The organism is Sinorhizobium sp. Y406, from assembly GCF_058732025.1.
Map to the genome: position 1 here is coordinate 98625 of NZ_CM178975.1, position 24889 is coordinate 123513.

At 62.5% G+C, this 24889-nt stretch carries 19 protein-coding genes; 6 read left to right on the plus strand and 13 right to left on the minus strand.

What is annotated here, in order from left to right:
• Positions 1 to 7: 7 nt before the first annotated feature.
• The 3 genes from AC4P1R_RS17490 to AC4P1R_RS17500 form a co-directional block, all read right to left on the minus strand.
• Entirely contained in the window at positions 8 to 730 is a 723-nt protein-coding gene (locus AC4P1R_RS17490) for an ABC transporter permease (RefSeq protein WP_069460086.1), read from the minus strand.
• An 85-nt stretch (positions 731 to 815) separates the two neighbouring features.
• Positions 816 to 1586, minus strand: a complete 771-nt coding sequence (locus tag AC4P1R_RS17495; protein ID WP_069460087.1) for a transporter substrate-binding domain-containing protein — start codon at positions 1584 to 1586, stop codon at positions 816 to 818.
• A gap of 57 nt (positions 1587 to 1643) precedes the next feature.
• Complete coding sequence (locus tag AC4P1R_RS17500; protein ID WP_069460088.1) at positions 1644 to 2423, minus strand: ABC transporter ATP-binding protein; 780 nt, start codon at positions 2421 to 2423, stop codon at positions 1644 to 1646.
• Between the two features lie 187 nt (positions 2424 to 2610).
• Between AC4P1R_RS17500 and AC4P1R_RS17505 the strand changes: the two genes are divergently transcribed.
• Both AC4P1R_RS17505 and AC4P1R_RS17510 read left to right on the plus strand, forming a co-directional pair.
• The gene (locus AC4P1R_RS17505; protein ID WP_069460089.1) at positions 2611 to 3081 is read left to right on the plus strand and encodes an Lrp/AsnC family transcriptional regulator; all 471 of its coding nucleotides are present in this window, start codon (positions 2611 to 2613) and stop codon (positions 3079 to 3081) included.
• A 125-nt stretch (positions 3082 to 3206) separates the two neighbouring features.
• Positions 3207 to 4727: a bifunctional aminoglycoside phosphotransferase/ATP-binding protein gene (locus AC4P1R_RS17510; protein ID WP_492178363.1), complete on the plus strand. Its 1521-nt coding sequence runs from the start codon at positions 3207 to 3209 to the stop codon at positions 4725 to 4727.
• Positions 4728 to 4751: 24 nt separating this feature from the next.
• Here the strand turns inward: AC4P1R_RS17510 and AC4P1R_RS17515 are convergent, their stop codons facing one another.
• The 3 genes from AC4P1R_RS17515 to AC4P1R_RS17525 form a co-directional block, all read right to left on the minus strand.
• Complete coding sequence (locus AC4P1R_RS17515; protein ID WP_273362433.1) at positions 4752 to 7469, minus strand: bifunctional acetate--CoA ligase family protein/GNAT family N-acetyltransferase; 2718 nt, start codon at positions 7467 to 7469, stop codon at positions 4752 to 4754.
• 96 nt (positions 7470 to 7565) lie between these two features.
• Entirely contained in the window at positions 7566 to 9458 is a 1893-nt protein-coding gene (locus AC4P1R_RS17520; RefSeq protein ID WP_069460092.1) for a hybrid sensor histidine kinase/response regulator, read from the minus strand.
• 15 nt (positions 9459 to 9473) lie between these two features.
• Positions 9474 to 10202 carry a Crp/Fnr family transcriptional regulator gene (locus AC4P1R_RS17525; RefSeq protein ID WP_069460093.1) on the minus strand — a complete coding sequence of 243 codons (729 nt, stop codon included), beginning with the start codon at positions 10200 to 10202 and terminating at the stop codon, positions 9474 to 9476.
• Positions 10203 to 10339: 137 nt separating this feature from the next.
• Here AC4P1R_RS17525 and AC4P1R_RS17530 point away from each other — a divergent pair, with 137 nt between their 5' ends.
• Positions 10340 to 11080 carry a response regulator gene (locus AC4P1R_RS17530; protein WP_069460094.1) on the plus strand — a complete coding sequence of 247 codons (741 nt, stop codon included), beginning with the start codon at positions 10340 to 10342 and terminating at the stop codon, positions 11078 to 11080.
• 71 nt (positions 11081 to 11151) lie between these two features.
• Here AC4P1R_RS17530 and AC4P1R_RS17535 read toward each other — a convergent pair whose 3' ends face one another.
• A complete protein-coding gene (locus AC4P1R_RS17535; RefSeq protein WP_273360590.1) occupies positions 11152 to 11550 on the minus strand; it encodes a hypothetical protein in 399 nt (132 codons plus the stop codon).
• Positions 11551 to 11723: 173 nt separating this feature from the next.
• On the opposite strand from AC4P1R_RS17535, the gene argF reads away from it, so the two are divergent.
• Together argF and AC4P1R_RS17545 are read left to right on the plus strand one after the other, a co-directional pair.
• On the plus strand, positions 11724 to 12719 hold the full coding sequence (gene argF / locus AC4P1R_RS17540; RefSeq protein ID WP_273360592.1) for an ornithine carbamoyltransferase: 996 nt from the start codon (positions 11724 to 11726) through the stop codon (positions 12717 to 12719).
• 154 nt (positions 12720 to 12873) lie between these two features.
• Positions 12874 to 14466: an MBL fold metallo-hydrolase gene (locus tag AC4P1R_RS17545; protein WP_273360594.1), complete on the plus strand. Its 1593-nt coding sequence runs from the start codon at positions 12874 to 12876 to the stop codon at positions 14464 to 14466.
• 21 nt (positions 14467 to 14487) lie between these two features.
• Here the strand turns inward: AC4P1R_RS17545 and AC4P1R_RS17550 are convergent, their stop codons facing one another.
• The 5 genes from AC4P1R_RS17550 to AC4P1R_RS17570 form a co-directional block, all read right to left on the minus strand.
• Positions 14488 to 15687: an efflux RND transporter periplasmic adaptor subunit gene (locus AC4P1R_RS17550; protein WP_069460098.1), complete on the minus strand. Its 1200-nt coding sequence runs from the start codon at positions 15685 to 15687 to the stop codon at positions 14488 to 14490.
• A 3-nt stretch (positions 15688 to 15690) separates the two neighbouring features.
• Positions 15691 to 18054 carry an ABC transporter permease gene (locus AC4P1R_RS17555; RefSeq protein WP_069460099.1) on the minus strand — a complete coding sequence of 788 codons (2364 nt, stop codon included), beginning with the start codon at positions 18052 to 18054 and terminating at the stop codon, positions 15691 to 15693.
• Positions 18055 to 18058: 4 nt separating this feature from the next.
• Entirely contained in the window at positions 18059 to 18778 is a 720-nt protein-coding gene (locus tag AC4P1R_RS17560) for an ABC transporter ATP-binding protein (RefSeq protein WP_069460100.1), read from the minus strand.
• 193 nt (positions 18779 to 18971) lie between these two features.
• A complete protein-coding gene (locus AC4P1R_RS17565; protein ID WP_069460101.1) occupies positions 18972 to 19802 on the minus strand; it encodes a universal stress protein in 831 nt (276 codons plus the stop codon).
• Between the two features lie 76 nt (positions 19803 to 19878).
• Entirely contained in the window at positions 19879 to 20406 is a 528-nt protein-coding gene (locus tag AC4P1R_RS17570; protein WP_069460102.1) for an Hsp20/alpha crystallin family protein, read from the minus strand.
• A 285-nt stretch (positions 20407 to 20691) separates the two neighbouring features.
• On the opposite strand from AC4P1R_RS17570, the gene ppsA reads away from it, so the two are divergent.
• A complete protein-coding gene (gene ppsA, locus AC4P1R_RS17575; RefSeq protein ID WP_069460103.1) occupies positions 20692 to 23076 on the plus strand; it encodes a phosphoenolpyruvate synthase in 2385 nt (794 codons plus the stop codon).
• 73 nt (positions 23077 to 23149) lie between these two features.
• Here ppsA and groL read toward each other — a convergent pair whose 3' ends face one another.
• Positions 23150 to 24772, minus strand: a complete 1623-nt coding sequence (groL, locus tag AC4P1R_RS17580) for a chaperonin GroEL (RefSeq protein ID WP_492178364.1) — start codon at positions 24770 to 24772, stop codon at positions 23150 to 23152.
• Positions 24773 to 24889: the final 117 nt, after the last annotated feature.

The following is a 24889-nucleotide window of genomic DNA, read 5'->3' on the forward strand; positions in this document are numbered from 1 at the left end:
GCCCGCCTCACGCATTCTTCGGCTGGCCGCGTCGGAAGTGCCCTTCGAGCGCGCCGAATATCACGTTGGACACGAGCGTGATCGCCAGATAGAGCAGCGCGGCGGCGAAAAAGAACAGGAAATAGTGCTTGGTATTGCCGGCCGCGAGTCGCGTCGCCAGCGCCAGTTCCTGATAGCCTACGACCGCGATCAGGGCACTGTCCTTGGTCACGGACATCCAGAGATTGGCAAGGCCGGGCAGGGCGTTGGGGATCAGCGCCGGCAGCACGATGCGGCGAAAGCGCAGCGACGGGCGCATGCCGAAGGCTTTCGCCGCCTCGATCTGGCCGACGGGAATGGCGAGGATGGCACCGCGGAGCACTTCCGTCATATAGGCGCCCTGGACGATGCCGAGCACCGCGACGGCCGCAACGAAACCGTTGATCTCGATAGGCGGAAGGCCCGCGGCAAGCAGGACGCGATTGATACCGTCCGTGCCGGCGTAATAGAGCCCTACGATCAGGATCAGTTCCGGAATTGCCCGAACGGCCGTCGTGTAGAGATCAAGGGCGATCACCAACGGGCGGCCGCCGATCAGCTTTCCGAGCGCGCCAGCGAGGCCGATCAGGATGCCGATGCCGTATGCGCCCAGCGAGATGGCGACGGTGGACAAAGCGCCGGCAAGGAGAACGCCGCCCCAGCCAGGCGGATAGGGGGCTAGCAGGTCCAAAAGGGAAAGCGCTGACGACATCGAGACAATCCGGCTTGGCGGGAGGAGGTGGGCGCGCTCCTCGAGCGGCGGCCGGGGTCAAACCCCGCCGCCGCTCGAGCGACAATCACTTGCCGTAGGGATCGAAGTCGAAATACTTTTTGGAGAGTTCATCGTACTTGCCGCTCGCACGAACGGCGGCAATGGCCGCGTTGAGCCTGTCGCGAAGCGCCGTGTCATCCTTGCGCACGCCGCCACCAATGCCGATACCGAGAATGGCCGGATCGTCCGCCACGTCGCCCATGTCAGCGCAGCAATCCTTGCCGAAGTCGGACTTCAGGAACTCGGCGAGCGGGATCGCATCGCCGAACACATAGTCGATCCGGCCGGCCGCAAGATCCTGGAAGGCTTCGTCGAGCGTCGAATAGGTCTTCTCCGACGCGTTCTCGGCGAAATACGTCTTGAAATATTCGGACTGGATCGTTGAAACCTGGATGCCAATGGTCTTGCCGGCAACGGCGTCAGCCGTCGCACCCGTCGCCGCGTCCTTGGCGCCGATCAGCTTGCTTGGAGTGTTGTAGTATTTGTCGGTGAAGTCGATGGTCTTCTTGCGCTCGTCGGTGATCGACATCGAGGACCAGATCACGTCGAACTTCTTCGTCTCAAGCCCCGGGATGAGGCCGTCCCATGACATGTCGACGATCGAGCATTGCTCCTTCATCTCCGCGCAGACCGCGTCCATCAGTTCGATTTCCCAGCCAACCCACTCGCCGGAGGCATCCTTGGTGAAGAAGGGCGGATAGGCCTCGTTCATGACGCCGAAGCGTACTTCCGCACCGGCGTTGAGGGTCGATGCGGCGAGTGCTGCGCCGGCGAGCAGGATGGAAAGCAGTTTCATTCGTGTTCCTCTTTCAGTTGTATCTCTGCGATGACGTGATGCTGGAAAACGACGGTCTCATGCCGACAGCGCCCCCGTGAACTCGCGACAACGGGCGCTGAGTGGGGCTTCGAAAATCTGCGCCGGCGCACCTTCTTCCTCCACGCGGCCCTGATGCAGGAACATCACTTGGCTGGAAACATCGCGCGCAAATTTCATTTCGTGGGTGACGAGCAGCATCGTGCGGCCCTCTTCGGCGAGTTCCCGTATGACCTTCAGGACCTCGCCGACCAGTTCCGGATCGAGCGCCGAGGTCGGTTCATCGAAAAGCATCACTTCGGGTTCGACGCAAAGGGCACGGGCAATGGCGGCGCGTTGCTGTTGGCCGCCGGACAGGAAAGCCGGATAGGCGTGCCGCTTGTCGTAAAGGCCGACCTTGGCGAGCAGCGCCTCGGCCCGTTCGATGGCCTGCCTGCGCCCAATCTTCAAGACATGGACCGGCGCCTCGATGACGTTCTGAAGCACTGTCATATGGGCCCAGAGATTGAAGCTCTGGAAGACCATGCCGAGACCGGTGCGCAGGCGCTCGATCTGCCTCCAGTTTGCCGGCTGCACCCGCCCGTCGGCACGGGCTCGCATATCCACCTCTTCGCCATTGATGACAAAGCGGCCGCGATCCGGAATCTCGAGGAAGTTGATGCACCTTAGAAAAGTGCTCTTTCCGGCTCCGGACGATCCGATGATCGAGATAACGTCGCCCCGGTGCGCTCTCAGCGAAATGCCGCGCAGGATGTCATGACTGCCGTAGCTCTTGTGGACGTCCTCCACGAGCAGGGCGGGGACTGCCTTCTCAATCATTCCTGTCGTTCCCCGTGGCTTCTTGAGCGTTTTCTCTTGAACATACCGTCGCTCTATGCGGAAAAGCCGCGCAATTGCCTTGCCCAACGCGGAATTAGCGCGCATGTCGGCTCTATAATGCGGCAATGCCGCGCGAACAATTGATGCACTTCGACCTGCGTCGCAAAGCAAGCTGAAGCGGGAGCAAATGCCGGACACGTTGGATCAGTTTGACCGAAGCATTCTCGAGATCGTGCAGCGCAATTGCCAGATCAAGGCAGAGGCGATCGCAGACCAAGTAGGCCTTTCCGCTTCCGCGGTCCAGCGGCGGCTGAAACGGATGCGCGAGGAGAAGGTCATAACGGCGGAGATCGCGCTCGTCGACCGCAAGGTTGCCGGCAATCCGATGACCTTCATTGCCGGCATGGAGATCGAGCGCGAGAACTATGATGCGCTTGCTAAATTCCGCCTCTGGGCGGAGAAGCAAGACCACATACAGCAGATCTATTACGTCACCGGCTCAGTCGACCTGATTGCGATTATCACCGCGCAGGACGTCGGCCAGTACGACGAGATCACTGCGACCATCATGGCGCACAACCCGCAGATCAAGCGCATCCACACAAACGTCGTTCTGAAGGACGTCAAGCTCGGCCTTTTCGTACCCGTGGAAGACTAGCCTTTGCTACCATCGTCATCCCGCACCGCCCGTTGATCAGCGTCAATGAGGCGCTACCTGATGAAGCTCATCCTGGCCGCCAAGGTGTTGGCCGGGTTGCCTCTTCATGGGGAGAAAGGGAAAGCATGTTGGCCGAGGATCAGTCGGAGGCGATCGCGTTTCTCGAAGAGCGTCGCGGATTGGAAGCGTTCGAGCGCATGGAAACGCATATTTCCTACATCTTCCTGATCGGCAATCGCGCGTTCAAGATGAAGCGCGCGGTGAAGCTGCCCTATGTCGATTTCTCAACGCCGGGGTTGAGGCTCGAAGCCTGCGAAAAGGAGGTCGCGCTGAATGCAGCCACAGCGCCTAGCCTCTACATCGGCGTTCGCCGGGTCATGCGCAAGGACGGCAGGCTGCGCTTCGATAACGGGGATGAGCTTGTCGATGCCGTCGTCGAGATGGTTCGTTTCGACCAGGGCGCGCTGCTCGATCGTATGGCCATGGAGGGGAGGCTCACGGCCGAGCTGATGACCCGAGCGGCGCGGATGATTGCCCACTTCCACCAGGCGGCGCCGGTCGTCCACCAGGGCTCCGGCTCTGCCAACATTGCCGGCGTGCTGCGCATCAACGCCGCCGGCTTCCAGACGAGCCGGGTGTTCGGAGACGAGGAACTTCGTGAGTTTAACCGGGCGTTCGAAGAAAAGCTTGCGGTTCATGCGCCTCTGCTCGATACGCGCGAAGCCGCCGGCAAGGTCAGGCGCTGTCACGGCGATCTGCACCTGCGCAATATCTGCCTGATCGACGGCGAGCCACGGCTCTTCGACTGCATCGAGTTCAACGATCAGATCGCCACGGTCGATACCCTCTACGACCTCGCCTTTCTGCTGATGGACCTCTGGCATCGTGGTTTCCCGGAACTCGCGAACCTTGTTGCGAACCGGTATCTCGACGAAACGAATGACGAAGACGGCTTCGTGCTCTTGCCCTACCTGATGGCGATCCGCGCCGCCGTCAGGGCCCATGTTACCGCCACGCAGCTCGAGGAAAGCGAGGCGCGATCGTGCGAACTGGCAGCGGAGGCCCGGTCCTATTTCGCCCTCGCCCGTTCCTTGATCGAGACCGTGCCGGCGCGGCTGATCGTGATCGGCGGCTTCAGCGGCTCCGGCAAGACGACCGTCGCGGATATGCTGGCTGCCGAGGTTGGTGCACCGCCGGGAGCACGGGTCGTCGAAAGCGATCGCATCCGCAAAGCCATGCACGGCGTTTCGGCTGAGAAAAGGCTCCCGTCGGCCGCCTATCTCCCGGAAGTCTCGGAGAGAGTTTATGGCGAGATGGCGGATCGGACCCTGACCCTCTTGCGCGCGGGCGCCCCGGTGGTTGCCAACGCCGTGTTCGACAAGGTACCGAACCGCGCCCGCATCGAAGCCGTGGCGCGGGAGGCCGGCGTGCCGTACACCGCCGTCTGGCTCGATGCGGATGCCGCGCTGCTTCGCCGACGCGTTGCATCACGCAGGGTCAGTCCCTCCGACGCGGATCTGGAGATTCTGACGCGGCAGCTCGCCGCCGCCAGGAATGACGTTACCTGGCAAAAGGTGGGCGCCGACCGGGACGCGAGAGAAATCGTGCGCGACATTCTCGGCCTGCATACCGACGGGCAAGTCTGAGGTTACAGCAAGTCTCGGTTCCTATCATCGAGACCTGGTATCACCGTCGGCCGAATCGGGTTCCAGGTCCAGCGACGCGACCTGCAGGCGAGGGTCCGAGGGATGCTGGCGGATGGAAAAGCCGAATTCGCGACACATGTGCTGCATCCTGCTGTTTTCGCTCAGCATGATCCCCTCCATGCATTGCAGCCCGTCGGCCGCGGCATAGTCGCGCAAATGCGCAAGCAGCGCCCAGCCAAGACCCTGTCCCTGCAGATCGGTCCGCACCAGCAGGCCGTATTCCGCCCTCTCATGATCGGGATCGGCATAGAGCCTTGCGATGCCGGCCAGTTCGCCGCTTTCCCTCTCGAGCGCAATAAAGGCCATCTCGCGCTCGTAGTCGATTTGCGTCAGCCGCACCAGCATCTGATGTGGGAAGCTTTTGCGCGGCGCCAGGAAGCGCAGGCGAATGTCGTCCGGCGCCGTCCTGGCGAAAAAGGCCGGATAGAGGGCCGCGTCGGCCGGCCTGATCGGGCGAATGCGGTAAGCTCTCGCCCCGAGCACGACCTCTCGTTCCCAGCCGGCGGGATAGGGGCGGATCGCGAGATCGCGATTGGGGCCCGGCACGGCTGCCGCATGCGGGTCGATTTCGATGCGGGCGTCAAGCGCGATCGCACCTTCCTCGTCCGCCAGCAAGGGATTGATGTCCATCGAGACTATGGCGGGGAAATCGACGATCATTTGCGAGAGTGCGCAGAGCGCGCTCAAGACCGCAGTTCGATGCGCCGGCGGCTGATCGCGGAAGCCGGCGAGCAGGCGGCCGATGCGCGTGCGTTCGATGAGATCGTCGGCGAGCACATCATCGAGCGGCGGCAGGGCGACTGCCGTATCCGCGACGACTTCCACAGAGACGCCACCTGATCCGAACAATATGATGGGGCCGAAGACCGGGTCGCGGCTCGTTCCGAGGATCAATTCCCAAGCGCGCCTGCGCTCGATCATCGGCTGCACGGCGAAACCCTCCAGGACGGCATTCGGGTCATGCGTCTTGAGCCGCGCCACTATCGTTTCCGCCGCTTCTCGCGCAGCGGCCGCGGTCGCGATGTCGAGCACGACGCCGCCGACGTCGGACTTGTGGCTGACTGCCTTCGACAGCAGCTTGACGACGACCTTGGCCGAATTGCCGAGGAGTTCCGCGGCGGCCCTTTCCGTCTCCTCGGGCGATGCGGCGACGAGTGTCGTCGGCGTCGCGATGCCATAGGCGGCAATGACAGTCTTTGCCTCCGGTTCGTTCAGCATCCGTCGCCCCTCCGACGCCACGCGCCGGATGATGTCCATTACCGTCTTGCTGTCGTGGATGGCTGTGTCGCCGGCGCGGCTCGGGGGAACACGGAGCAGCGCCTCCTGTGCCCGCGACCAGTTTGCCAGGTATGAGGCGGCCAGCGCGACGTCGGCCGGTGTGTCGTAGCTTGCGAGCTTAGCCTCCTGCAGGGCTTGGCGGCCGTCTCTGGCGGTGCGGCTGCCGAGCCAGCAGGTCAGGACGGGCTTGCCGGCGATCGTCCCGGACTGCGACAGCGAAGCGACGGCGCGCGCCGCCTCTAGGGGCGAGGCGAGTCCGGTCGGGCAGTTCATGACGATGAGGATGTCGGTCGCCGGGTCCTGAGCCACGATTTCTGTCGCTGCCCGGTAACGCTCGGGCGATGCATCGCCGATAATGTCCACCGGATTAGCCCGCGACCAGTTGGCGGGCAGAACCTGGTCCAGGGTCCGGATGGTTTCGGCCGACAGCTCCGCCAGTTCGCAGCCGAAATCCACCAAGCGGTCGACGGCAAGCACACCGGCTCCGCCGCCATTGGTGACGATCGCGGCACGGGTACGTTTCAGCGGCGCGAAGCGACCGATCGTTTCCGTTGCATTGAACAGTTCACCAAGGCTCTCGATCCTGAGCACGCCGGCGCGGCGCAAGGCGGCATCAACCACCCGGTCGGCGCCGGATAGCGCGCCGGTGTGCGTGGCTGCGGCCTTCGCAGCCTCCGCATGGCGTCCGGATTTGATGGCGACGACCGGCTTCAATCGGGCAGCCGCCCGGGCTGCCGAAAGGAATTTGCGCGGGTTCGGCACGGCTTCGAGATACATCACGATCGCCCGGGTCTTCGGGTCTCCCGCCAATAGATCAAGGCAATCGGCGGCGTCAACGTCGGCCATGTCACCGAGCGACACGATCTGCGAAAAACCGATATTGTTGTCGGCGGCCCAATCTATCAGAGAAGTTGCGATAGCGCCGGACTGCGAAAGCAACGCGATGTCGCCCGCCTGCGGCTGGAGATGCACGAAACTGGCATTGAGCTTCGCGGCAGGCACGATGAGGCCCACCGTGTTGGGGCCGATGATGCGGAAGAGATGGGGTTTTGCGGCATCCAGCATCGCCTGCCGCAGGCCCTTCTCATCAGAAAGACCGGCCGTGATCACCACCGCGGCGCGAGTACCTCGCTCGCCGAGGTCACGGATTAGACCGGGTATCGTTTGCGGCGGCGTGACGATCACCGCGAGATCGGGAACCCCGGGAATGTCGGCAACGCGTGCAAAGCAGATCAGCCCGGCGACCTCGCTGTATTTCGGGTTCACGGGCCAGATATTTCCCCCGAACCCCATCGCCAGGACATTCTCGATGACCACGCGCCCGAGCGAACCCTGACGGCTGGATGCGCCGATCACCGCAAGCGATTTCGGGTCGATTGCATGATGAAGGTTTCGAATGGTCATGCCGCGCTCTCCGGTTTTTCACCGACGACGTTAGGCCGCTTTCGAGGAAGCGCGTTGACTATGCGCAAACTTCGGCGCGTTCGCGGGCAAGCGCTCTCAATCGAGCAGATTACGGAGGCGTCGGGCGAGTTCCTTCGCCGTATAAGGTTTCCGCAGCCAGCTTCCGGGGTCTGACAACTCCTTGCCGATTACGCTCGGCTCGGCATAACCGGAGGTGAAAAGCATCTTCACGTCGGGCCGCAGGGCGCGCACATGCTGCGCCAGTTCGCCGCCATTCATGCCGCCCGGCATGATCACATCCGTGAAGACAAGCGCGACTTCCGGGTGCTCGGAAAGCAGTTCCAGCGCCTTCCCTGCGGCCTCGGCTTCAATGACCCTGTAGCCGGCATCCTCCAGTCGAGCGACGACGACGCGCCGAACCCGCGGATCGTCTTCCACCACCAGGATCGTCTCGTGGCCCCTCGCAATTGGCTCGGGAGCAATTTCCCCGCCTCCCTTCGGCTCGACCATGTCCTCCTCGCCCCGCGCCGCGGGAAGGAAGATGCGTACGCTCGTACCCTGGCCGCGCTCGCTGTAAAGCTGGATATGGCCGCCGGATTGCTTGACGAAGCCATAGACCATGCTCAGCCCCAGTCCCGTGCCGGCACCGGTGCCCTTGGTTGTGAAGAAGGGTTCGAAAGCGTGGCGCTTGACCTCCTCGCTCATGCCGGTACCGGTGTCGGTCACGGTGATGAGGACGTAGCGGCCCATCCGGACTTCGGGATACATGAGCACATAGTCTCGATCGAGAACCGTCGTCGAGATTTCGACGGTCAACCGGCCACCGGCGGACATGGCGTCGCGAGCGTTCAGCGCCAGGTTCAGCAGCGTGTTCTGAAGCTGGGAGACGTCGACGAGCGCCAGATTGCCGGCGCCAGTCACCATAGTGCGGAGCTCGATCGTTTCGCCCAATGTTCTCGTCAGGAGGTTGGAGAAGTTCGAAACCAGCTCGCCGACGTCAACGAGCTTCGGATTGAGCGGCTGGCGTCGGCCGAAGGCAAGCAATTGTCCCGTCAATTTCGCGCCGCTGTCCGCCGCCGCCTGGGCTTCGCTCAAGAGCGACAGGAGCTTCTCGTCCTCAAGCCGGGCCTCGAGCATTTCCAGATTGCCGGTGATCACAGTCAAAAGATTGTTGAAATCATGAGCGAGACCGCCTGTCAGTTGCCCGACGGCCTCCATCTTCTGCGCCTGACGAAGCTCTTCCTCGATGCGCTGGCGACTCGTGAGATCGCGAATGAAGCCTGTGAAAATCCGCTTGCCCCCGGAGACCGCCTCGCCGACGGAAAGCTCCATCGGAAAGGTGGTGCCGTCCTTGCGCTGCCCGGTGACGACGCGGCCGATGCCGATGATCCGCCTTTCACCCGTATGCAGGTAATTGGCGATATAGCCGTCATGCGCATCCCGGTCCGGCTGCGGCATCAGCATGCTGACATTGCGGCCAAGAACCGAATGTTCCTTGCATCCGAAAAGCCGCTCGGCCGCGGCGCTGAAGGAGTTGATCCTGCCCTTTTCGTCGATCACGACCATTGCTTCGGGCACCGTATCAAGGATTGATCGCAGATGCGCCTCGCGGGCCGCAAGGTCCGCCTGTGTTTGTCTCAGATTGGTGATGTCGCTATCCGTCTGGACGATGGCGCCGCGACCGCCATCTTCCGAGGCGAGAAGGATCCAGCGGCTCGCGACGAAGACGGTGGTGCCGTCCTTGTGCCTCTGCTCCAGCTCGCCTGCCCAGGCCCCATGTGCGTTGAGATGGCTGCGGATTTCCTCGATCGCTTCCGGGAACGTCGTTGCCAGCAGGTCATGGACGCATTTGCCCCGGGCTTCGCCGCGCGACCAGCCGTAGAGTTCTTCACAGCCCTTGCTCCAATGGGTGATTTTGCCGTCGGCTCCGTGGACGATGACATTCGCCCCGTCGAGGGCATCCACGATGTTGCTTACGCGCTTTTCCATACCGTCAGACCGTCTTTATGCGGTGGCATATCGCGAACCCGTTGGCAGCAACCAGTTTTCACCGTTGTCGCCATCGGCCAGCGAGCGAAGGGCATCCATTTTCAGGACCATCATCGATCGCCGTCCGGTGGCTGTGATGATACCGCTGTTCGTCAATTTTGTTATGGTGCGCGAAACGGTTTCGATCGTCATACCCAGATAATCGGCCATGTCCAGGCGCGTCATCGGAATATCGAGGATGCGCGTGCAATTCCCGAACTCGTCACGAGACATCATGAGCAGGAAATTGGCGACTTTTTCGTCGGCGCTCCTGCGCGACAGCAGCACGGTCTGGTCCTGGGCCGCGGTCATTTCGTCACATAATCTGGAGAAGAGCTGATCCCTCAGTTGCGGCTGACGCCGGATTTCTTCTTCGAAGCGACGGCGCGAGAGGCGGCGAAGCGCGACCGGCGTGATTGCCTCGATCGTATAGAGATACCGTTCCTTGAGCGAGACGCCGAGCAGATCGCCGGGACGCAGGAAGCCGACGATGATGCGGCGGCCGTCGCTCAGCAGCCGCACCGCTCGAAGCATGCCGTCGGTGACCTGGAAGAGATGCGCGGCGTCGTCGCCTTCCCAGAATACGGCGCTGCCCGCGTCGAACCTTTCCAGCGGTTGCCGGTCGAACACGGACGAAAGGCTCGGCTGCGAGAGCGTGATGGGTGCTTCGCGAGCATCCCGGATGGCGACGACTTGAAGGTTCATGACATCCTCCTGTGGATTTGATGGGAGGAGTTTGCGCAGTGGCCGGTGACCGTGCGACGACTGGCATGCTACACTTCGTGCGATATTGTAACGATTTGTAACTGCGCTTTTTGATGAACAGGAGCGGTGCGAGGAGTATGGTCAATTCACAGAAGTCGCCGGAGCACATTCTCGTTGTCGACGACGATCCGAGAATTCGGCAGATGCTCGCACGCTACTTCGAGGATGAGGGCTACCGCGTCAGCCTGGCGGGCGACGGCGGGGAGATGCGCAATTGTCTCGAGACCCAGATGATCGACATCATCCTGCTCGATCTCGTCCTGCCGGGTGAGGACGGGCTGGCATTGGCACGTGACATTAGGGCACGTTCGGACCTCCCGATCATCATGCTGACCGGGCGAAACGACGTGGTCGACCGGATCGTCGGTCTGGAGATCGGCGCCGACGACTACATCGCGAAACCGTTTCACCTTCGCGAGGTGCTGGCACGATTGCGAAGTGCGCTCAGGCGTCGGCAACCGCCGGCGGCGCCGGTCCGCAGCGACCCGCAATCGGAAATCTACAGTTTCCAGGGATGGCGTCTCGACGTCGGGCGTCGGCAGTTGCTGTCCGACGACGGCGAGGAAATCCCCCTGACAACGGGCGAATTCGATATGCTCTGCGTGCTCGTGAAGCATGCCGGCCGCGTCCTCCAGCGGGAATTGCTGATGGATCTCACCCGTGGTCGAAATCTTGAGGCCTTCGACCGGACCATCGATGCTCAGATCGCACGTCTTCGCCGAAAGATCGAACAGGACCCGAGCAACCCGGCACTCATCAAGTCGGTCAGGGGCGTCGGTTACGTCTTCAGCGCGCGGACCAGCCGGCAGGACGCCTAGGCGTTTTCAGGCGTCCTGTTTCAGCGAGGTCACTGCACGGGAATGAGGGTGCCGCGATCCGGCCGCTGCGGTCAGCGCCGGCCGGGCCAGTTGGCAAGATCTGTCGCGGCGATGCGCATGAAGCTGCAGCGCCTGTTGCGTGCCGCCGCCATCAGATATTCGAGAAGCGCATCGGAGACACCCGGCGTGTCTCCGGCACTGATGACGAGGAAGACAGACACGTCGAGAAGTCGGCCGTACAAGGGATCGTGCGCTACGTGGCCGATGCTGAGGCCGGTGATGTAACCGCGGGCATTCTCTACCGTCACTATCTCTTGCGCATAGGGCGATATCGGCTGCCGCGCAAAGGCCGTCGCGCAGAACTCGCGCCACTTGGTCAAGTCGAGTTCGTAACCGGCTACCTCTATCAGGCGAAACGCGCGATCGACCTGATTGCGCTGAATTGGACCGACGGAATAGGCTTTGGCCATTCTCGCTTCCCCGCGTGTTCCGCTTGGCCGAGTGGGCGTCAATGGTCCGGCCTGTATGCCGGACGGTCATTGATGTCCGTCAAACGGCCGCAGCCGCCGTTCGAGTTTGACAAGCATCAAGGTGGGCGAGCGTGAACTGCCGTTCAATGCGGGTTCGCGGAAGGGAGCATGTCATGCCCATCACTCTTCGTGGCCGCAGTGTCTTGACGCTCGAGGAGTTCACGCCCGACGAGCTTCGCTTTCTGCTGCGGCTTGCCGCCGATCTCAAGACGGAGAAGAGAAGCGGCAAAGAGATCCCGCGGCTGAGCCGCAGGAACATTGCCCTTATCTTCGAAAAGGAGTCGACGCGCACCCGCACCGGCTTCGAAGTGGCTGCCCATGACCAGGGCGCCCATGTCACCTATTGGGGTCCTTCCGGCAGCCACCTGGGCCGCAGGGAATCAATCAGGGATACGGCCCGCGTGCTCGGAAGATTCTACGACGCGATCGAATATCGCGGTCGCTCGCAAGACGCCGTCGACGAACTGGCGGCGCATGCGGGTGTACCGGTCTATAACGGCCTGACTGACGAATCACACCCGACGCATGCGCTCGGCGATTTCCTGACCATGCAGGAGTTTAGTGAAAAGCCGCTCTCGCAAGTGGTGGTGGCTTACCTTGGCGATGGTCGCGGCAATGTCGCGCGATCGCTGGCGATCGGTGCCGCCAAGCTCGGAGTGGACCTGCGCATCGTCTCGCCGCCGATCTTCTGGCCCGCGAAATCCTTCATCGTGCAGGTGACGTCCGAGGCGCGAGCGCATGGTGGCCGGTTCACGGTGCTGGAGCACGTCGGGGCGGGTGTTCTGGGCGCCGACTTCATCTACACCGCGCCGTGGCTCGGTGAAGAGGAGACGGGCTGGGCCGAGCGTATCAGGCTGCTCGCTCCCTTCGGTGTCAGGGCGAACGTAATGGAGGCCACCGAAAATCCCCACACCAAGTACATGCACTGTTTACCCGCCTGCCACGACCGCAATAGCGAAGTGGGGGCGCGGATTGCCAAGCAATTCGGCATTGAGTGCATGGAGGTGTCGGACGCCGTCTTCCAATCGAAAGCCTCGATCGTCTTCGACCAGGCGGAAAACCGCATGCATACAATCAAGTCGATCCTCATCGCGACGATTGCGGGCTGAATCCCTGCGGCGGCGCTGCGCTTCTGCAAAATCCAATATCTCGCACTCAAAGGGCGCTGCAGGTCGACCGCACAAGGTTTGATGCGTATCAAGTCGTCTGCCGCGCAGGCGTGCATTCTTTCGAAAAGGCCGCCTCGCGAAAGGATTCGTATCAATGCCCGCTGAACCGATCATCCGCTTTCATGGCGCTGCCGGAACCGTCACGGGCTCCTGCCAGCTTGTGGAATTCGGGCCCGCAAGAATTCTCCTCGACTGCGGGCTCTTCCAGGGGGCGAAAACGGAAAAGGAGCTGAACTATCGCTCGTTCCCCTTCGATCCCTCGAAAATCGATGCCGTCATCCTGACGCATGCGCATATCGATCATTCCGGCCTGCTCCCGAAGCTCGTCAAGCTCGGCTATGACGGCCCGATCTTCGCAACGCCCGCTACGCGGGACCTGTGTACGGTCATGCTGCCCGATTCCGCACATATCCAGGAAAGTGAGGTCGACCAGCGTAATCGCCGCAGCCTGCGCCGGGGGCGCGATGCGGTGACGCCCATCTACGCCGCGCGCGACGCCGCGATCGCCATCACCCTGTTCCGTCCCGTGCCGCTCGGGGCGTGGCAGGAGGCCGCGGCGGGGATCCGGTTCCGGTTCTGGAATGCCGGGCATCTGCTGGGCTCAGCCTCCGTAGAGATGGAGATCGGCGCGGCGCCTTCGCCGTTGCGGCTGCTCTTTTCAGGAGACATCGGTCCGCGTCATAAGCTGCTTCAGTTCGACGCCACGGCGCCAAGCGGTTGGCACTATGTCGTCTGCGAGAGCACCTATGGTGACGTCGAGCGTGAGCAGACGTCGGATGCGACGAGGCGAAACATTCTGCGCGCCGAAGTCATGGCGGCGACCCATCCCAATGGTGCGCTGATCATCCCGTCCTTTGCCGTGGAACGCACACAGGAGCTTCTGACGGACCTTGTCCATCTCATGGACACAGGCGCGCTCACGAAATGCCCGATCATCATCGATTCACCGCTTGCGACAAGGGCAAGCGAAATCTTCCGGAGGCATGCGCGCGAACTGGAGAACGGCGACGCACTTGTCCGGGCCATCGAGGCCCGGAACGTGCGTTTTACCGAAACCGTCGAGCAGTCGAAGGCGCTCGACCTCATGCGGGGCTTTCACATCGTCATCGCCGCAAGCGGCATGTGCGAAGCCGGCCGCATACGCCACAGGCTGAAGAACTGGCTGTGGCGGGACGAGGGCACTGTGTTGTTGGTCGGCTACCAGGCGGCCGGGACGCTCGGCCGTTTTCTCGAAGACGGCGCCTCCGTGGTTCGCATCCAGGGAGACGATATTCGGGTGCGGGCCCGCATCCGAACGCTCGACATCTACAGCGGCCATGCCGATGGAGTGGAACTCGCCGACTGGGTGCGGGCCCGGCAACCCATTCGCGGCGGCGTCTTTCTGGTCCACGGTGAAGAGGATGCGCTCGAAGCGCTCCAGCAGCGTCTATCCAAGTTCCTGCCGGAAGTGCGGCTGATCCGGCCTCGTCTCGATGCGGCGTTCCGCCTGGGTGCAGAAGGGTTGGTTGAGATATCTGACACCACTCCTCCCCGCATCGATCCGTATCGGGCGGGACACACCGATTGGCACAACGACTTCCAATCGCTTGTCCTCGATCTTCAGGACGAACTGGCGAAGGCCGCCGACGACAAGGCGCGCGGCGTGGTGCTGCGCAGATTGCGGCGGGCGCTGATGGAGGAGGCATGAGGCGGCCCAAGGTCCAGCTTCTCAGCGCGCGACCACGGAGACGCCGGCCTCGATGCGGTCGCTTGGATAGAGGATGACCCTCTCTCCCTGCTGCAGCCCCTCGCGAATTTCCACCGAAAGGCTGTTTCTGTGGCCGATTCCGACAAGGCGCAGTTCAGCCCGCTGCCCCTCTACGACGAACACGGCCCAGTCTTCTCCTCGCCGGAACAGGGCTCCCAGCGGCAGCCGGAGCACGTCGCCTTCGAAAAGGATAACCTGAACGTCGACGCGATAGCCGTGGCCGAGGGGAGTCCAGCGCTCCGGCGGATCGGCAAAGTCGAGTCTCACGTCCACCCGCTGCTCTTCGATGCCGAGCGCCGAGACCTCGGTCACGGCGAACGGCTCGATCCGCCGCACGGTCGCCTTCAGATCCGGGCCGCCCCAGCCGGTAACGATAGCGTCCTGCCCGGACCTGATCTTGACCGCGTCCTCCGAGAGCATGTTGACGACGATTTCTAGATCCTTGGGATCTCCGATCTCGAGCAGGGGCGTACCGGCTTCCACGACGCCTTCGCTACGGCGCATGACTTGCAGCACAACGCCATCGACCGGTGCCGTCAGCGGAACACATTCACAGTCCCCGCTGCGGCTCCTGATCTCTTGGCGGGAAAGCAGGCGGGACTGGGCCTGTTGGAGCTCGTGGCGCCTGACATTGAGCGCCGCTTCGGCCGTAGCAAGATTGGCTTCCGCGACACTGAACGCGCGTTCGGCGTCGTCGAGCGCCCGCTGCGAAATCGTGTTGCGCTGGATCAACTGACGGGCGCGCGCACGATCGCTCTGCGCAAAGGTCAGGTCGGCCCTGGCTTTGTTGAGTTCGGCTTCGGCAAGGTTGTAGGCCGCTCGCGCGGCTTCGACCGCCGCCTGCTGCTCGGCTTCCGTCCGAGCATCGAGGAAAGCCGGTGCCGCAGGCTCGATCTGCGCCAATTGCGTTTCTCCTGCCTTCACCGCGTCCCCTGCATCCATCGTTATCCGATGCAACTGGCCGCGCAGCGGAGCGTGCAGTGTGTAGACATCGCGTACCCGAGTTTCGCCTTCCTCGTCTATGGTCACGCGCAGCATGCCGGTCGTGGCCGTCGTGAGATCGACCGGGATCGGCTGGGGCCTCAATGCGTAGGCGATGGCGGCTGCCAGCACGCCCAGCAAGCCACCCCAGATCACCAGTCTGCGTTTTGCCACGCTCAAAGGCTACTCCCTCGTTTTCAGCACCGCGATCAGGTCCAGGCGGTCCAGCCGGCGGCGCACGATAGCGGCGCAGGTCAGCGCGGCCGCAAGCGCGATCAGAGCGGCCTTGCCATAGGTGGCGTCATGAAGCACGAGCGGAACGCGGTAAAGTTCCGTCTCGAAGGCGCTCGTCATGTACCAGGCCAGACTGAAGCCGATGACCCCGCCGAGCGGGATGGAGATCCAGGTCAGAATGCCGACCTCGCCGAGAAGAATGTAGGATATCTCCCAACGACTGAAGCCGAGAACGCGGAGCGTCGCGAGCTCGCGCGCCCGTTCCGAAAGGGCGATGCGGATCGAATTGTAGGTGACGCCGACGGAGAGCGTCAGCGAAAAGGCAACGAAGAAGCCGATGAAGATGAAGATGGTTTCGCCCATCGTCTTGTAGAAGGTGTCGATGGCGGCCTGCCGGAAAAGAACCGCCGCGACATTGGGGATGTCCTTGAGCCGAGTCAGCAAGGCCGCGCGGCTTGGCGCATCGACACGGATATGCAGTCCGCTGACGACCCGGCCGTCGCCGGCCAAGCGGTTGAGCGCGGCCATGTCCATATAGGCGGGCGTACCGATATAGGTGTCGAAGATCTGCGCCACCGGCAGGTTCACGCGATGCTGGCGCCCTTCCAGCATTTCAATGGCGACGGTGTCGCCGGTTTCGACCTCGAGGAGTTCGGCAAGCTTGCGCGAGAGAACGAGCCCGTCGGGCGGGACCTCGATGCGACCGCGCTCGTTGTCGAAAACCGGGCTCAAAATTGCGCCCTGCGGTACACCGATAATGCCTTGTCGCTCGACAAGGTGTCCGTGACCAATGCGTGTCGAAACATAGCGGTAAGGCTCCGCAGCCAGCACTCCAGGCAGGTTCTCGAAGCCCCTGACCGTGTCGATCGGTTGCAGGTCGCTAAAGGCTACGGATGCGTCCTGATGCTGCCCTCGCTCGAAGACGGTTTCGACGAGGGAGTCGATGGCGTCCACCCATTGCAGCGCCATGATCAGCACGGAGATGGACATGGCGAGGCCGAGACTTGCCAGGAATGCCCGCGCCGGCCAGCGGATGATGCGCCGCAGGATCATCCGCGACGGTTCGTCCAAGGCACCCGCCAGCGCAGTTCGCGAGGCCCAGCTGCGCCGATAGATCGGCGGGGAGGGTGGCAGCATTGCCTCTGCCGGCGGCAGGCGTACGGCGCGACGCACAGCGAAGAGGCTGCCCGCCAGCGCGGCGGCAAGGCTGATCGCACCGGCGATCACGAAACCGTCGGGGCTCGGCCGATAGAGAAGGAAGGGAAAGCGATAGAACTGCGTATAGAGCTCGGTATTCCAATGGCCGAGCCAGGCGCCGAGAATGGACCCGATCAGGATGCCGAGCGCTCCGATGGCGAGGACCATCTTGGCGTAATGCCAGCCAATCGCCAGGTTGCCGTAGCCAAAGGCCTTCAGGAGACCGATTTCCCGGCGCTCGGTCTCGATCAGACGCGCCATCACCATGTTCGTCAGGAAGGCAGCGACCGCAAGGAAGATGGTCGGCATGATCTTCGACATGTTCTTCTGCTGAGCGATCTCGCTCTGGAGGAACCAGTTCGAAGTCTGGTCGGCGCGCCCATAAGCTCCGATGCCGCCGAAGGGGGCCAGCAGGCTGTCGAGACGCCGGATGACGTCCCTGGGGTCCGCGCCCGGCAGCAGGCTCACGGTCACGCTGTTGAAGGCAGATTGGAGGTCGAAGGCGGCCGCCAGCGCATCTCTCCCCATCCATAGAACGCCGAAACGCTCGTCGTCCGGCATGAGCCCACCCGGGGCGATGGCATAGACGAATTCCGGGCTCAGCGCAGTGCCGACCACCTGGAGCCTGCGTTTGTTTCCTCTGAGGATTGCGTCGAAAGTGTCGCCGGGCTTCAATCCATGCGCATCGGCGAAGGGCTCGCTGACGACCACCTCGTCCGGCCGGTTCGGGTCGACAAGACGTCCGGAGCGGATCACCAGCGCGTTCAGGAGCTGCGGCCCGTGCTCGGGGAGCGAAATCAGTTGGGCGACGACCGGCTCGGAATAGCCGGGCATGTCGAGGAGGGCGCCATCGACGATACGCGTTTCGGCCAGCCGCACGCCCGGCATTTCGGCGATGTCGCGTCCGAGATACTCGGGAGCGCGTTTCGCCCGGGCGAAGACGTCGGCGAAACGGGTCCGTTCGTAATAGGCGGTGGTGGTCTCTTCGAGCGCTTCAATGGTGGTCAGCGCCATGATGAGCAACGCCGTGCCTGAAGCGATCACGAGAGCGATCGCCAGGACCTGGGCCTTCAACTGCCAGAGGCCACGGAGGAGTTTTTGGTCGAGACTGCTCATGATACTACCAGGAGAGTTCGGCTGGCGCGCGCTGAACGGTGTTTCGCCGCGTCTCGACGATGCGCCCGTCGGCGAAGTAGAGCACGCGATTGGCAATCTCGGCAATCACCGCATTGTGGGTTATGAGCGCCGTGGTTGTTCCGAGCTCCCGATTGATCCTGAGGATCGCATCGAGCACGAGAATGCCCGTCTTGCTGTCAAGTGCACCCGTGGGTTCGTCGCAAAGCAGCAGGTCGGGCCGCTTCGCGATGGCGCGGGCGATGGCGACCCTCTGCTGCTCGCCGCCGGAGAGCTGTGCGGGAAAATGATCCATCCGGTCGGCGAGGCCGACCATAGCCAGCGCTTCGCTCGGCGGCATCGGATCTCTGGCGATCTCAGTCACCAGCGAGACGTTTTCGCGCGCGGTCAGGCTCGGAATGAGATTGTAGAACTGGAAGACGAAACCGACATGGTTGCGCCGGTAGAGGTTCATCGCGCGCTCCCTGCCAAGCAAAAGGGCACGGTCGCGAAACAGGACCGTGCCGCTTGTCGGCGTATCGAGGCCGCCGAGAATGTTGAGGAGGGTCGATTTGCCGCTTCCGGAGGGCCCAAGCAGCACCATCAGCTCGCCCTCACGGAGCTCGACGTCGACGCCGCGCAACGCATGGACCTCCACCGTTCCCATGCGATAGGTCTTGGTGAGATCGCGCGCCTCAAGGGCTATGGCCGGTGTCTCGTTCTCCACCGATACTCCCTGGTTGGCAAGGCATCGCGGCTACTCATGCCTCCTGGAATTGACCCTGGGTTAAGGACAAAGACATGTGTCTGTTTGGACGCGCGGCGCTGCAGTCCACGAATTCGCATCCGGGTGTCGTGCAGAGAGATAGCGCCCCATCTCCGAAATGGGAGATTTCAAGAGGTTCTTTGTTTCTCAGCGCTCACCGCGCCATCAAGACGGGGAGTTTCGTTTCATCGAGCATCGATCGGGTTACGCCACCGAAGATGAATTCACGCAATCGGGAGTGGCCATAGGCGCCCATCACGATGATATCGGCGGACACATCGACCGCGTGCTGCTGGAGAACCTGCGCCACCGTCTTTCCGCCGCTCGGCAATGCATCGACCGTCACATTGATGCCCTGTCGGGCGAGATAGGCGGCAACATCCGCACCGGGTTCATCGCCGCTCCCCCTGAGCGATGCCGTTGGATCGACCATCGTGACGTGTACGGAATCGGCCTTGGTCATCATCTCCAGCGCTTCCCGCGCAGCACGCGCGGATTGCGCCCGTGAATCCCAAGCCAGCAGCACGGTCTTAGGCTGCAGCGTCGGCTTTGTGTCGGGCGGGATCAGCAAGAGCGGGCGACCGGACTGAAGCGGCCCGCCGCCGACAACCTGTCGCTTCAGATCTGCATCGGCAAAGGCATCGGGGCCAACCAGGAGGAGATCGCAGTAGATCGACCGTTCGCCTATATCGTAGTCAGCTGCCGCAACTTCCGAATAGACGCTGTCGACATCGTAGGAGATTTCGCGCCGGCCGAGCAGGTCGCGTGCCTGCCTGACGCGTTCCTTTAGCGCCTGTACGCTTCGGTCGCGTTGCTCCACCCATGCCGGGGTCATTGTCGGATAGCGCCCCATCGGTTCTGGCGCCCACGCCGCGACGAGCACGCTCAGATGCGCGCCGGCCTGACCGCAGAGATCGGCGGCAATCCGCAGGTCCTCGTCGCCGCGCGAGGCGCCGATGACCGCGAGTATCGTCTTGAAAGACATGGGTTTCCTCCATTTTAAGCGGCGGCGAGACGCGTCCGCGCGGGAGCGTTTCGCCGCTAGAAACATAGGCCATGCGCTAGGCGGCTTTCACAGTGATCTTGCGCTCCTTCTTTTGCGCGTCCTCGCTCTTAGGCAGGGTGATTGTCAGCACCCCCTTTGCGAAGGCTGCCTCGACCTTGTCGGTGTCGACGCCCTCCGGCACCTGGAAGGCGCGCTGAAACGATCCATAACGGCGCTCGGAAACGAAGTACTCCTTGCCCTTCTCTTCCTTCGTCTCCTGCTTCTTGCCCTTGATCGACAGGCTCCCGTTCGAGATCTTTACCTCGATGTCCTTCTCCTCGATGCCGGGCAATTCGGCGGTGATCTCGTAAGCCTTCTCCGTCTCCGCGACGTCGACAGCCGGGGCGATAGCCCATTCCGGAATGCGCGGCATGCGCTGCATGAGCGCGGACCCGAAGGGGCGGCGCCAGAGCGACGGGGTAAACTCGTCGAACAGGCGGTCGATTTCGGAGCGAAGGCCTTCAAACGGAAGCCATGATTCTGCGCCATGCTTGACCGCTTTCTCTTCCGTCTTGACGGGAAGTTTCGTTGCTTTCTCAGCCATGACTGGTCCTCCATGGTGTGTGAGATTTGGCCGTGGTCGGATTGGAACGCCAAGCCAACTGGCCGCTTTGCCATCGCTTGGTTGCTGCCAGTTAGGGCGATTTAACTGCCGTCTTTGGATCTGCTCATTGATCGGCGTCAAACATCGATGCAACTTCGCTCGTCGGCCTTCGAATAGATCGGCCACAGGCCGGTTAGCGCCGGGAGAACCTTCCGCTTTGATGGACATCAACGTCGCGCCGGCCCAGCAGGACTATTGTCTGAGTGCCAAAGACGGGAGAGATGAATGATCGCAGCAGTCATCTGGTTCGAGAATGTGCATCGACACGAGATTGCCAGGGTCGGCGGCAAGAACGCTTCCCTCGGAGAGATGATTGCCGCCCTGTCTTCGCGCGGCATCGAGGTGCCTACCGGCTTTGCGACCACTGCTGAGGCCTATTGGCGCTTCATTGACGCAAACGGTCTGCGAGCGCCAATCGTCGCCCTGCTTCGGAACTGGGAGAGCGGCGAGGCGTCGCTTGCCGAAACGGGCGCCGCGATCCGCAAGACCATCCTTGCCGGACGCTGGCCCAACGACATCGAAGAAGAGATCATTGCCGCCTATCGCGAACTCTCGCGAAAGCTCGACGTCGGGGTCGCTTCGGTTGCCGTTCGTTCGAGCGCCACTGCGGAAGATCTGCCGACGGCGAGCTTTGCCGGACAGCAGGAGAGCTTTCTCAATGTCGTTGGCGAGGGCGCCCTGATGGATGCCTGCCGGCGCTGCTATGCTTCGCTCTTTACCGATCGCGCCATCAGCTACCGCAAGACTAACGGCTTCGACCACATGAAAGTGGCGCTGTCCGTGGGCGTTCAGCAGATGGTTCGTTCCGATCTCGGCGGCGCCGGCGTCATGTTCTCGATCGAAACCGAGACCGGCTTCGACAAGGTCGTGCTGATCAACGCCACCTGGGGGCTCGGCGAATATGTCGTCAAGGGCGTTGTCGATCCTGACGAATATCGCGTCTTCAAACCGCTGCTCACCGATGCGGCACTTGCGCCGATCATCCAGAAGAGACGCGGTACCAAGGCCAGCAAACTCATCTATGGTGACTCCGACGCGCCGACGCGCGGCGTCCCGACGTCGGCAGAGGAACAGGCGAGCCTCGTCTTGAGCGACGAGGAGATCTTGACGCTCGCGCGATGGGCGGTCGCGATCGAGGAGCATTACGGCTGCCCGATGGATATCGAATGGGCAAAGGACGGCCGCCACAACAGGATTTGCATCGTGCAGGCGCGGCCCGAAACGGTGCAGGCGAGAGCGGCCCCCGGACTGCTCCCGACGTATCATCTCGGCAAGAAGGGCCGCCTCCTGGCAAAGGGATTGGCGATCGGCAATGCTATTGCGGCAGGGCCGGTGTGCCTGATCGACCGTCCCGAAGACATCGGCGAATTCGTTGATGGCGCCATTCTCGTCACCACGACCACCGATCCCGATTGGGTGCCGGTGATGAAGCGTGCTTCGGCCATCGTCACCGACCATGGGGGCCGCACTTCCCATGCCGCGATCGTCAGCCGGGAGCTCGGCGTCCCGGCAATCGTCGGAGCGGAGAATGCGACGGAGGCATTGCGCCCCGGGACCGTCGTCACGGTCTCCTGTGCCGAAGGTGACGAGGGCTTCATCTACGAGGGACGTGCCGAGTTCAAGGCGGAGACGATCAGCCTCGCGGAGATACCCGAGACGCGTACGAAAGTGATGCTCAACCTCGCTGATCCGCAATCCGCCTCGCGCTGGTGGAGGCTTCCCGCCGACGGGATCGGTTTGGCACGCATGGAATTCGTGATCAGCAATGCGATCCAGGTCCACCCGATGGCACTCGTGCACTTCGAACGTCTGAAGGACCGACTGGCGCAGGAGAGGATTGCCGCACTGACAGCGGGCTATCCGGAGAGGACCGACTATTTTGTCGACCAACTCGCACAAGGGCTCGCACGGCTCGCCGCTGTCGCCTACCCGCATCCGATCATCGTCCGTATGAGCGATTTCAAGACCAACGAATATGCCGGCCTATGCGGCGGGGCGGAGTTCGAGCCGCAAGAAGAAAATCCGATGATCGGCTTTCGCGGCGCATCGCGCTACTACTCGCCGAAATACCGCGACGGCTTCGCGCTCGAGTGCCGGGCGATCAAGCGGCTGCGCGAGACGATGGGTTTTCGGAACGTCGTCGTCATGATCCCGTTCTGCCGCTCGGTGGCCGAGGCGGAAAAGGTGCTTGCCGTCATGGCCGAAAACGGCCTCGCGCGGGGCGCCGACGGCCTGGAGATCTATGTCATGTGCGAAATACCCTCGAACGTCGTCCTGGCGACCGCCTTTGCGCGCTCTTTCGACGGCTTTTCGATCGGCTCCAACGATCTGACGCAACTGACACTCGGGGTCGACCGCGACTCCGCAGATCTCGCCCCCTCCTTCAATGAGCAGGACGAGGCGGTGAAATGGATGATTGCTAAGGTCATCACCGATGCCAGACAGGCCGGGGCGAAGATCGGTCTGTGCGGTCAGGCGCCGAGCGACCACCCCGACTTTGCGGCCTTCCTGGTCGAATGCGGCATCGATTCCGTGTCCGTCACGCCCGACAGCTTCGTCGCGGTGAAGGGGATCGTGGCAGCGGCGGAGAAGGCGAAAACGGGAGGGTAGAACGAAATCGTCCACGTCGCGGTTCAGGCCGCGTCGGCGTGGCCAATTCCTTTGAAGGTTGTTGGGGCAAGGACTACGCCTGCATCGCGGCCTCGGACAAGCCTTCCTTCGGCACTTCGGGGATTTCGGTCATCGTTGCCTCGGTCAGCAACAGAACGCTTGCAACGGAAACCGCGTTTTCGAGCGCAACGCGGACGACCTTCGTGGGATCGATGATGCCGGCCGCGACCAGGTCGACATAGACTTTCCGGCCCGCGTCAAAACCAAAATTACCTTTGCCCTCCAGCATCTTGGCGACCACCACACCACCGTCGGTCGACGAATTTTCGGCGATCTGCCGGGCTGGCAGCTCCAGCGCCCGCCTGAGGATCTGGACGCCTGTGCGCTCGTCTCCCTCGCAAGCCTTTTCTTCTTCCTCGACAGCCCGGATGCAGCGTAGCAGGGCAAGTCCCCCACCGGGCAGGATGCCTTCGGCCACGGCGGCCTTGGTCGCGCTGATCGCATCGTCGAGCGCCTCCTTCTTCGACTTCAGCTCCGCCTCGGTCGCAGCCCCCACCTTGATCACGGCAACGCCGCCTGAAAGCTTGGCCAGTCGCTCTTCGAGCTTCTCGCGATCGTAGCTGCTGGTCGTCGTCACTATTTCTCGCCGTATTTGCTCGGTGCGCGCACTGATCGCCTTCTTGTCTCCGGCCCCGCCGATGATCGTCGTAGTCTCTTTCGTGACGACGACTCGCTCGGCGCGGCCGAGCTGCTCGAAAGCGACGGTTTCGAGAGTTATGCCCAGCTCCTCGGAGATGAGCTGACCGCCCGTGAGAATGGCGATGTCCTGCAGCAGCGCCTTGCGGCGGTCTCCGAAGCCCGGCGCCTTGACCGCGCAATTCCTGAGCGTTCCGCGCATCTGGTTGACGATGAGCGTCGCCAGCGCTTCCGTCTCGACATCTTCGGCGATGATCAGCAGCGGTGTTCCGGATTTCGCGACGGCCTCCAGCAATTGCACGCAGTCCTTGAGGGAGTTGATCTTTCGGTCGAACAGGAGGACCGCCGCTCCTTCGAGCACGACCTCCATTCGCTCGGCGTCGGTGACAAAATAGGGTGAGATGTAACCGCGATCGAACTGCATGCCCTCGACCACCTCGAGAATGGTCTCGGTCGACTTCGATTCCTCGACGCTGATCACGCCGTCGTCTCCGACCTTTTCCATTGCCTCGCCGACCAGCGCGCCGATCTGCGTGTCATTATGGGCGGAGATCGTCGCGACCTGCTCCTTCTCGCGCTTTTCTGAAACGGGACGGGAATTCTTCTTCAGTTCGGCGATGGCACGTTTCAGGGCTCGGTCGAGTCCGTGCTTGATGTCGATTGCGCTTGCACCCGCGACGACGTTTCTCAGGCCATCGGCGAAGATCGCCTGAGCGAGGATGGTCGACGTGGTCGTCCCGTCGCCAACGATTTCCCCAGTCTTTTCCGCTGCCTGCCGCAGCATCCGTGCCCCGAGATTTTCTTCAGGATCCTTGAGATCGAACTCCTTCGCAATGGTCACGCCGTCATTGCAGACGATCGGGATTCCCCACTTTCTTTCGATCAGGACGGCCTTCGAGCGGGGGCCGAGCGTGACGCGTACCGCATCCGCCAGTTGCGTGGTGCCCCTCAAGATCTTCTCTCGAGCCGCAGAATGGAAAAGCACTTGCTTGTGAGCCATGTTCCCACGCTCCGTTCCCTAGTACTACAGTTGCAAATGACCTCGTTTTCTGTAATGGGCGAGCATGGCCTGCGCCTGATGGGTTCGTCGCCAGAGAGACCAGGCGAGAATGAAAGC

Bases quoted from the DNA above. Each gene is read 5' to 3' on its own strand.
- AC4P1R_RS17490 (WP_069460086.1), bottom strand. From the start codon at position 730: ATGTCGTCAGCGCTTTCCCTTTTGGACCTGCTAGCCCCCTATCCGCCT.
- AC4P1R_RS17495 (WP_069460087.1), bottom strand. From the start codon at position 1,586: ATGAAACTGCTTTCCATCCTGCTCGCCGGCGCAGCACTCGCCGCATCG.
- AC4P1R_RS17500 (WP_069460088.1), bottom strand. From the start codon at position 2,423: ATGATTGAGAAGGCAGTCCCCGCCCTGCTCGTGGAGGACGTCCACAAG.
- AC4P1R_RS17505 (WP_069460089.1), top strand. From the start codon at position 2,611: ATGCCGGACACGTTGGATCAGTTTGACCGAAGCATTCTCGAGATCGTG.
- AC4P1R_RS17510 (WP_492178363.1), top strand. From the start codon at position 3,207: ATGTTGGCCGAGGATCAGTCGGAGGCGATCGCGTTTCTCGAAGAGCGT.
- AC4P1R_RS17515 (WP_273362433.1), bottom strand. From the start codon at position 7,469: ATGACCATTCGAAACCTTCATCATGCAATCGACCCGAAATCGCTTGCG.
- AC4P1R_RS17520 (WP_069460092.1), bottom strand. From the start codon at position 9,458: ATGGAAAAGCGCGTAAGCAACATCGTGGATGCCCTCGACGGGGCGAAT.
- AC4P1R_RS17525 (WP_069460093.1), bottom strand. From the start codon at position 10,202: ATGAACCTTCAAGTCGTCGCCATCCGGGATGCTCGCGAAGCACCCATC.
- AC4P1R_RS17530 (WP_069460094.1), top strand. From the start codon at position 10,340: ATGGTCAATTCACAGAAGTCGCCGGAGCACATTCTCGTTGTCGACGAC.
- AC4P1R_RS17535 (WP_273360590.1), bottom strand. From the start codon at position 11,550: ATGGCCAAAGCCTATTCCGTCGGTCCAATTCAGCGCAATCAGGTCGAT.
- argF (WP_273360592.1), top strand. From the start codon at position 11,724: ATGCCCATCACTCTTCGTGGCCGCAGTGTCTTGACGCTCGAGGAGTTC.
- AC4P1R_RS17545 (WP_273360594.1), top strand. From the start codon at position 12,874: ATGCCCGCTGAACCGATCATCCGCTTTCATGGCGCTGCCGGAACCGTC.
- AC4P1R_RS17555 (WP_069460099.1), bottom strand. From the start codon at position 18,054: ATGAGCAGTCTCGACCAAAAACTCCTCCGTGGCCTCTGGCAGTTGAAG.
- AC4P1R_RS17565 (WP_069460101.1), bottom strand. From the start codon at position 19,802: ATGTCTTTCAAGACGATACTCGCGGTCATCGGCGCCTCGCGCGGCGAC.
- AC4P1R_RS17570 (WP_069460102.1), bottom strand. From the start codon at position 20,406: ATGGCTGAGAAAGCAACGAAACTTCCCGTCAAGACGGAAGAGAAAGCG.
- ppsA (WP_069460103.1), top strand. From the start codon at position 20,692: ATGATCGCAGCAGTCATCTGGTTCGAGAATGTGCATCGACACGAGATT.
- groL (WP_492178364.1), bottom strand. From the start codon at position 24,772: ATGGCTCACAAGCAAGTGCTTTTCCATTCTGCGGCTCGAGAGAAGATC.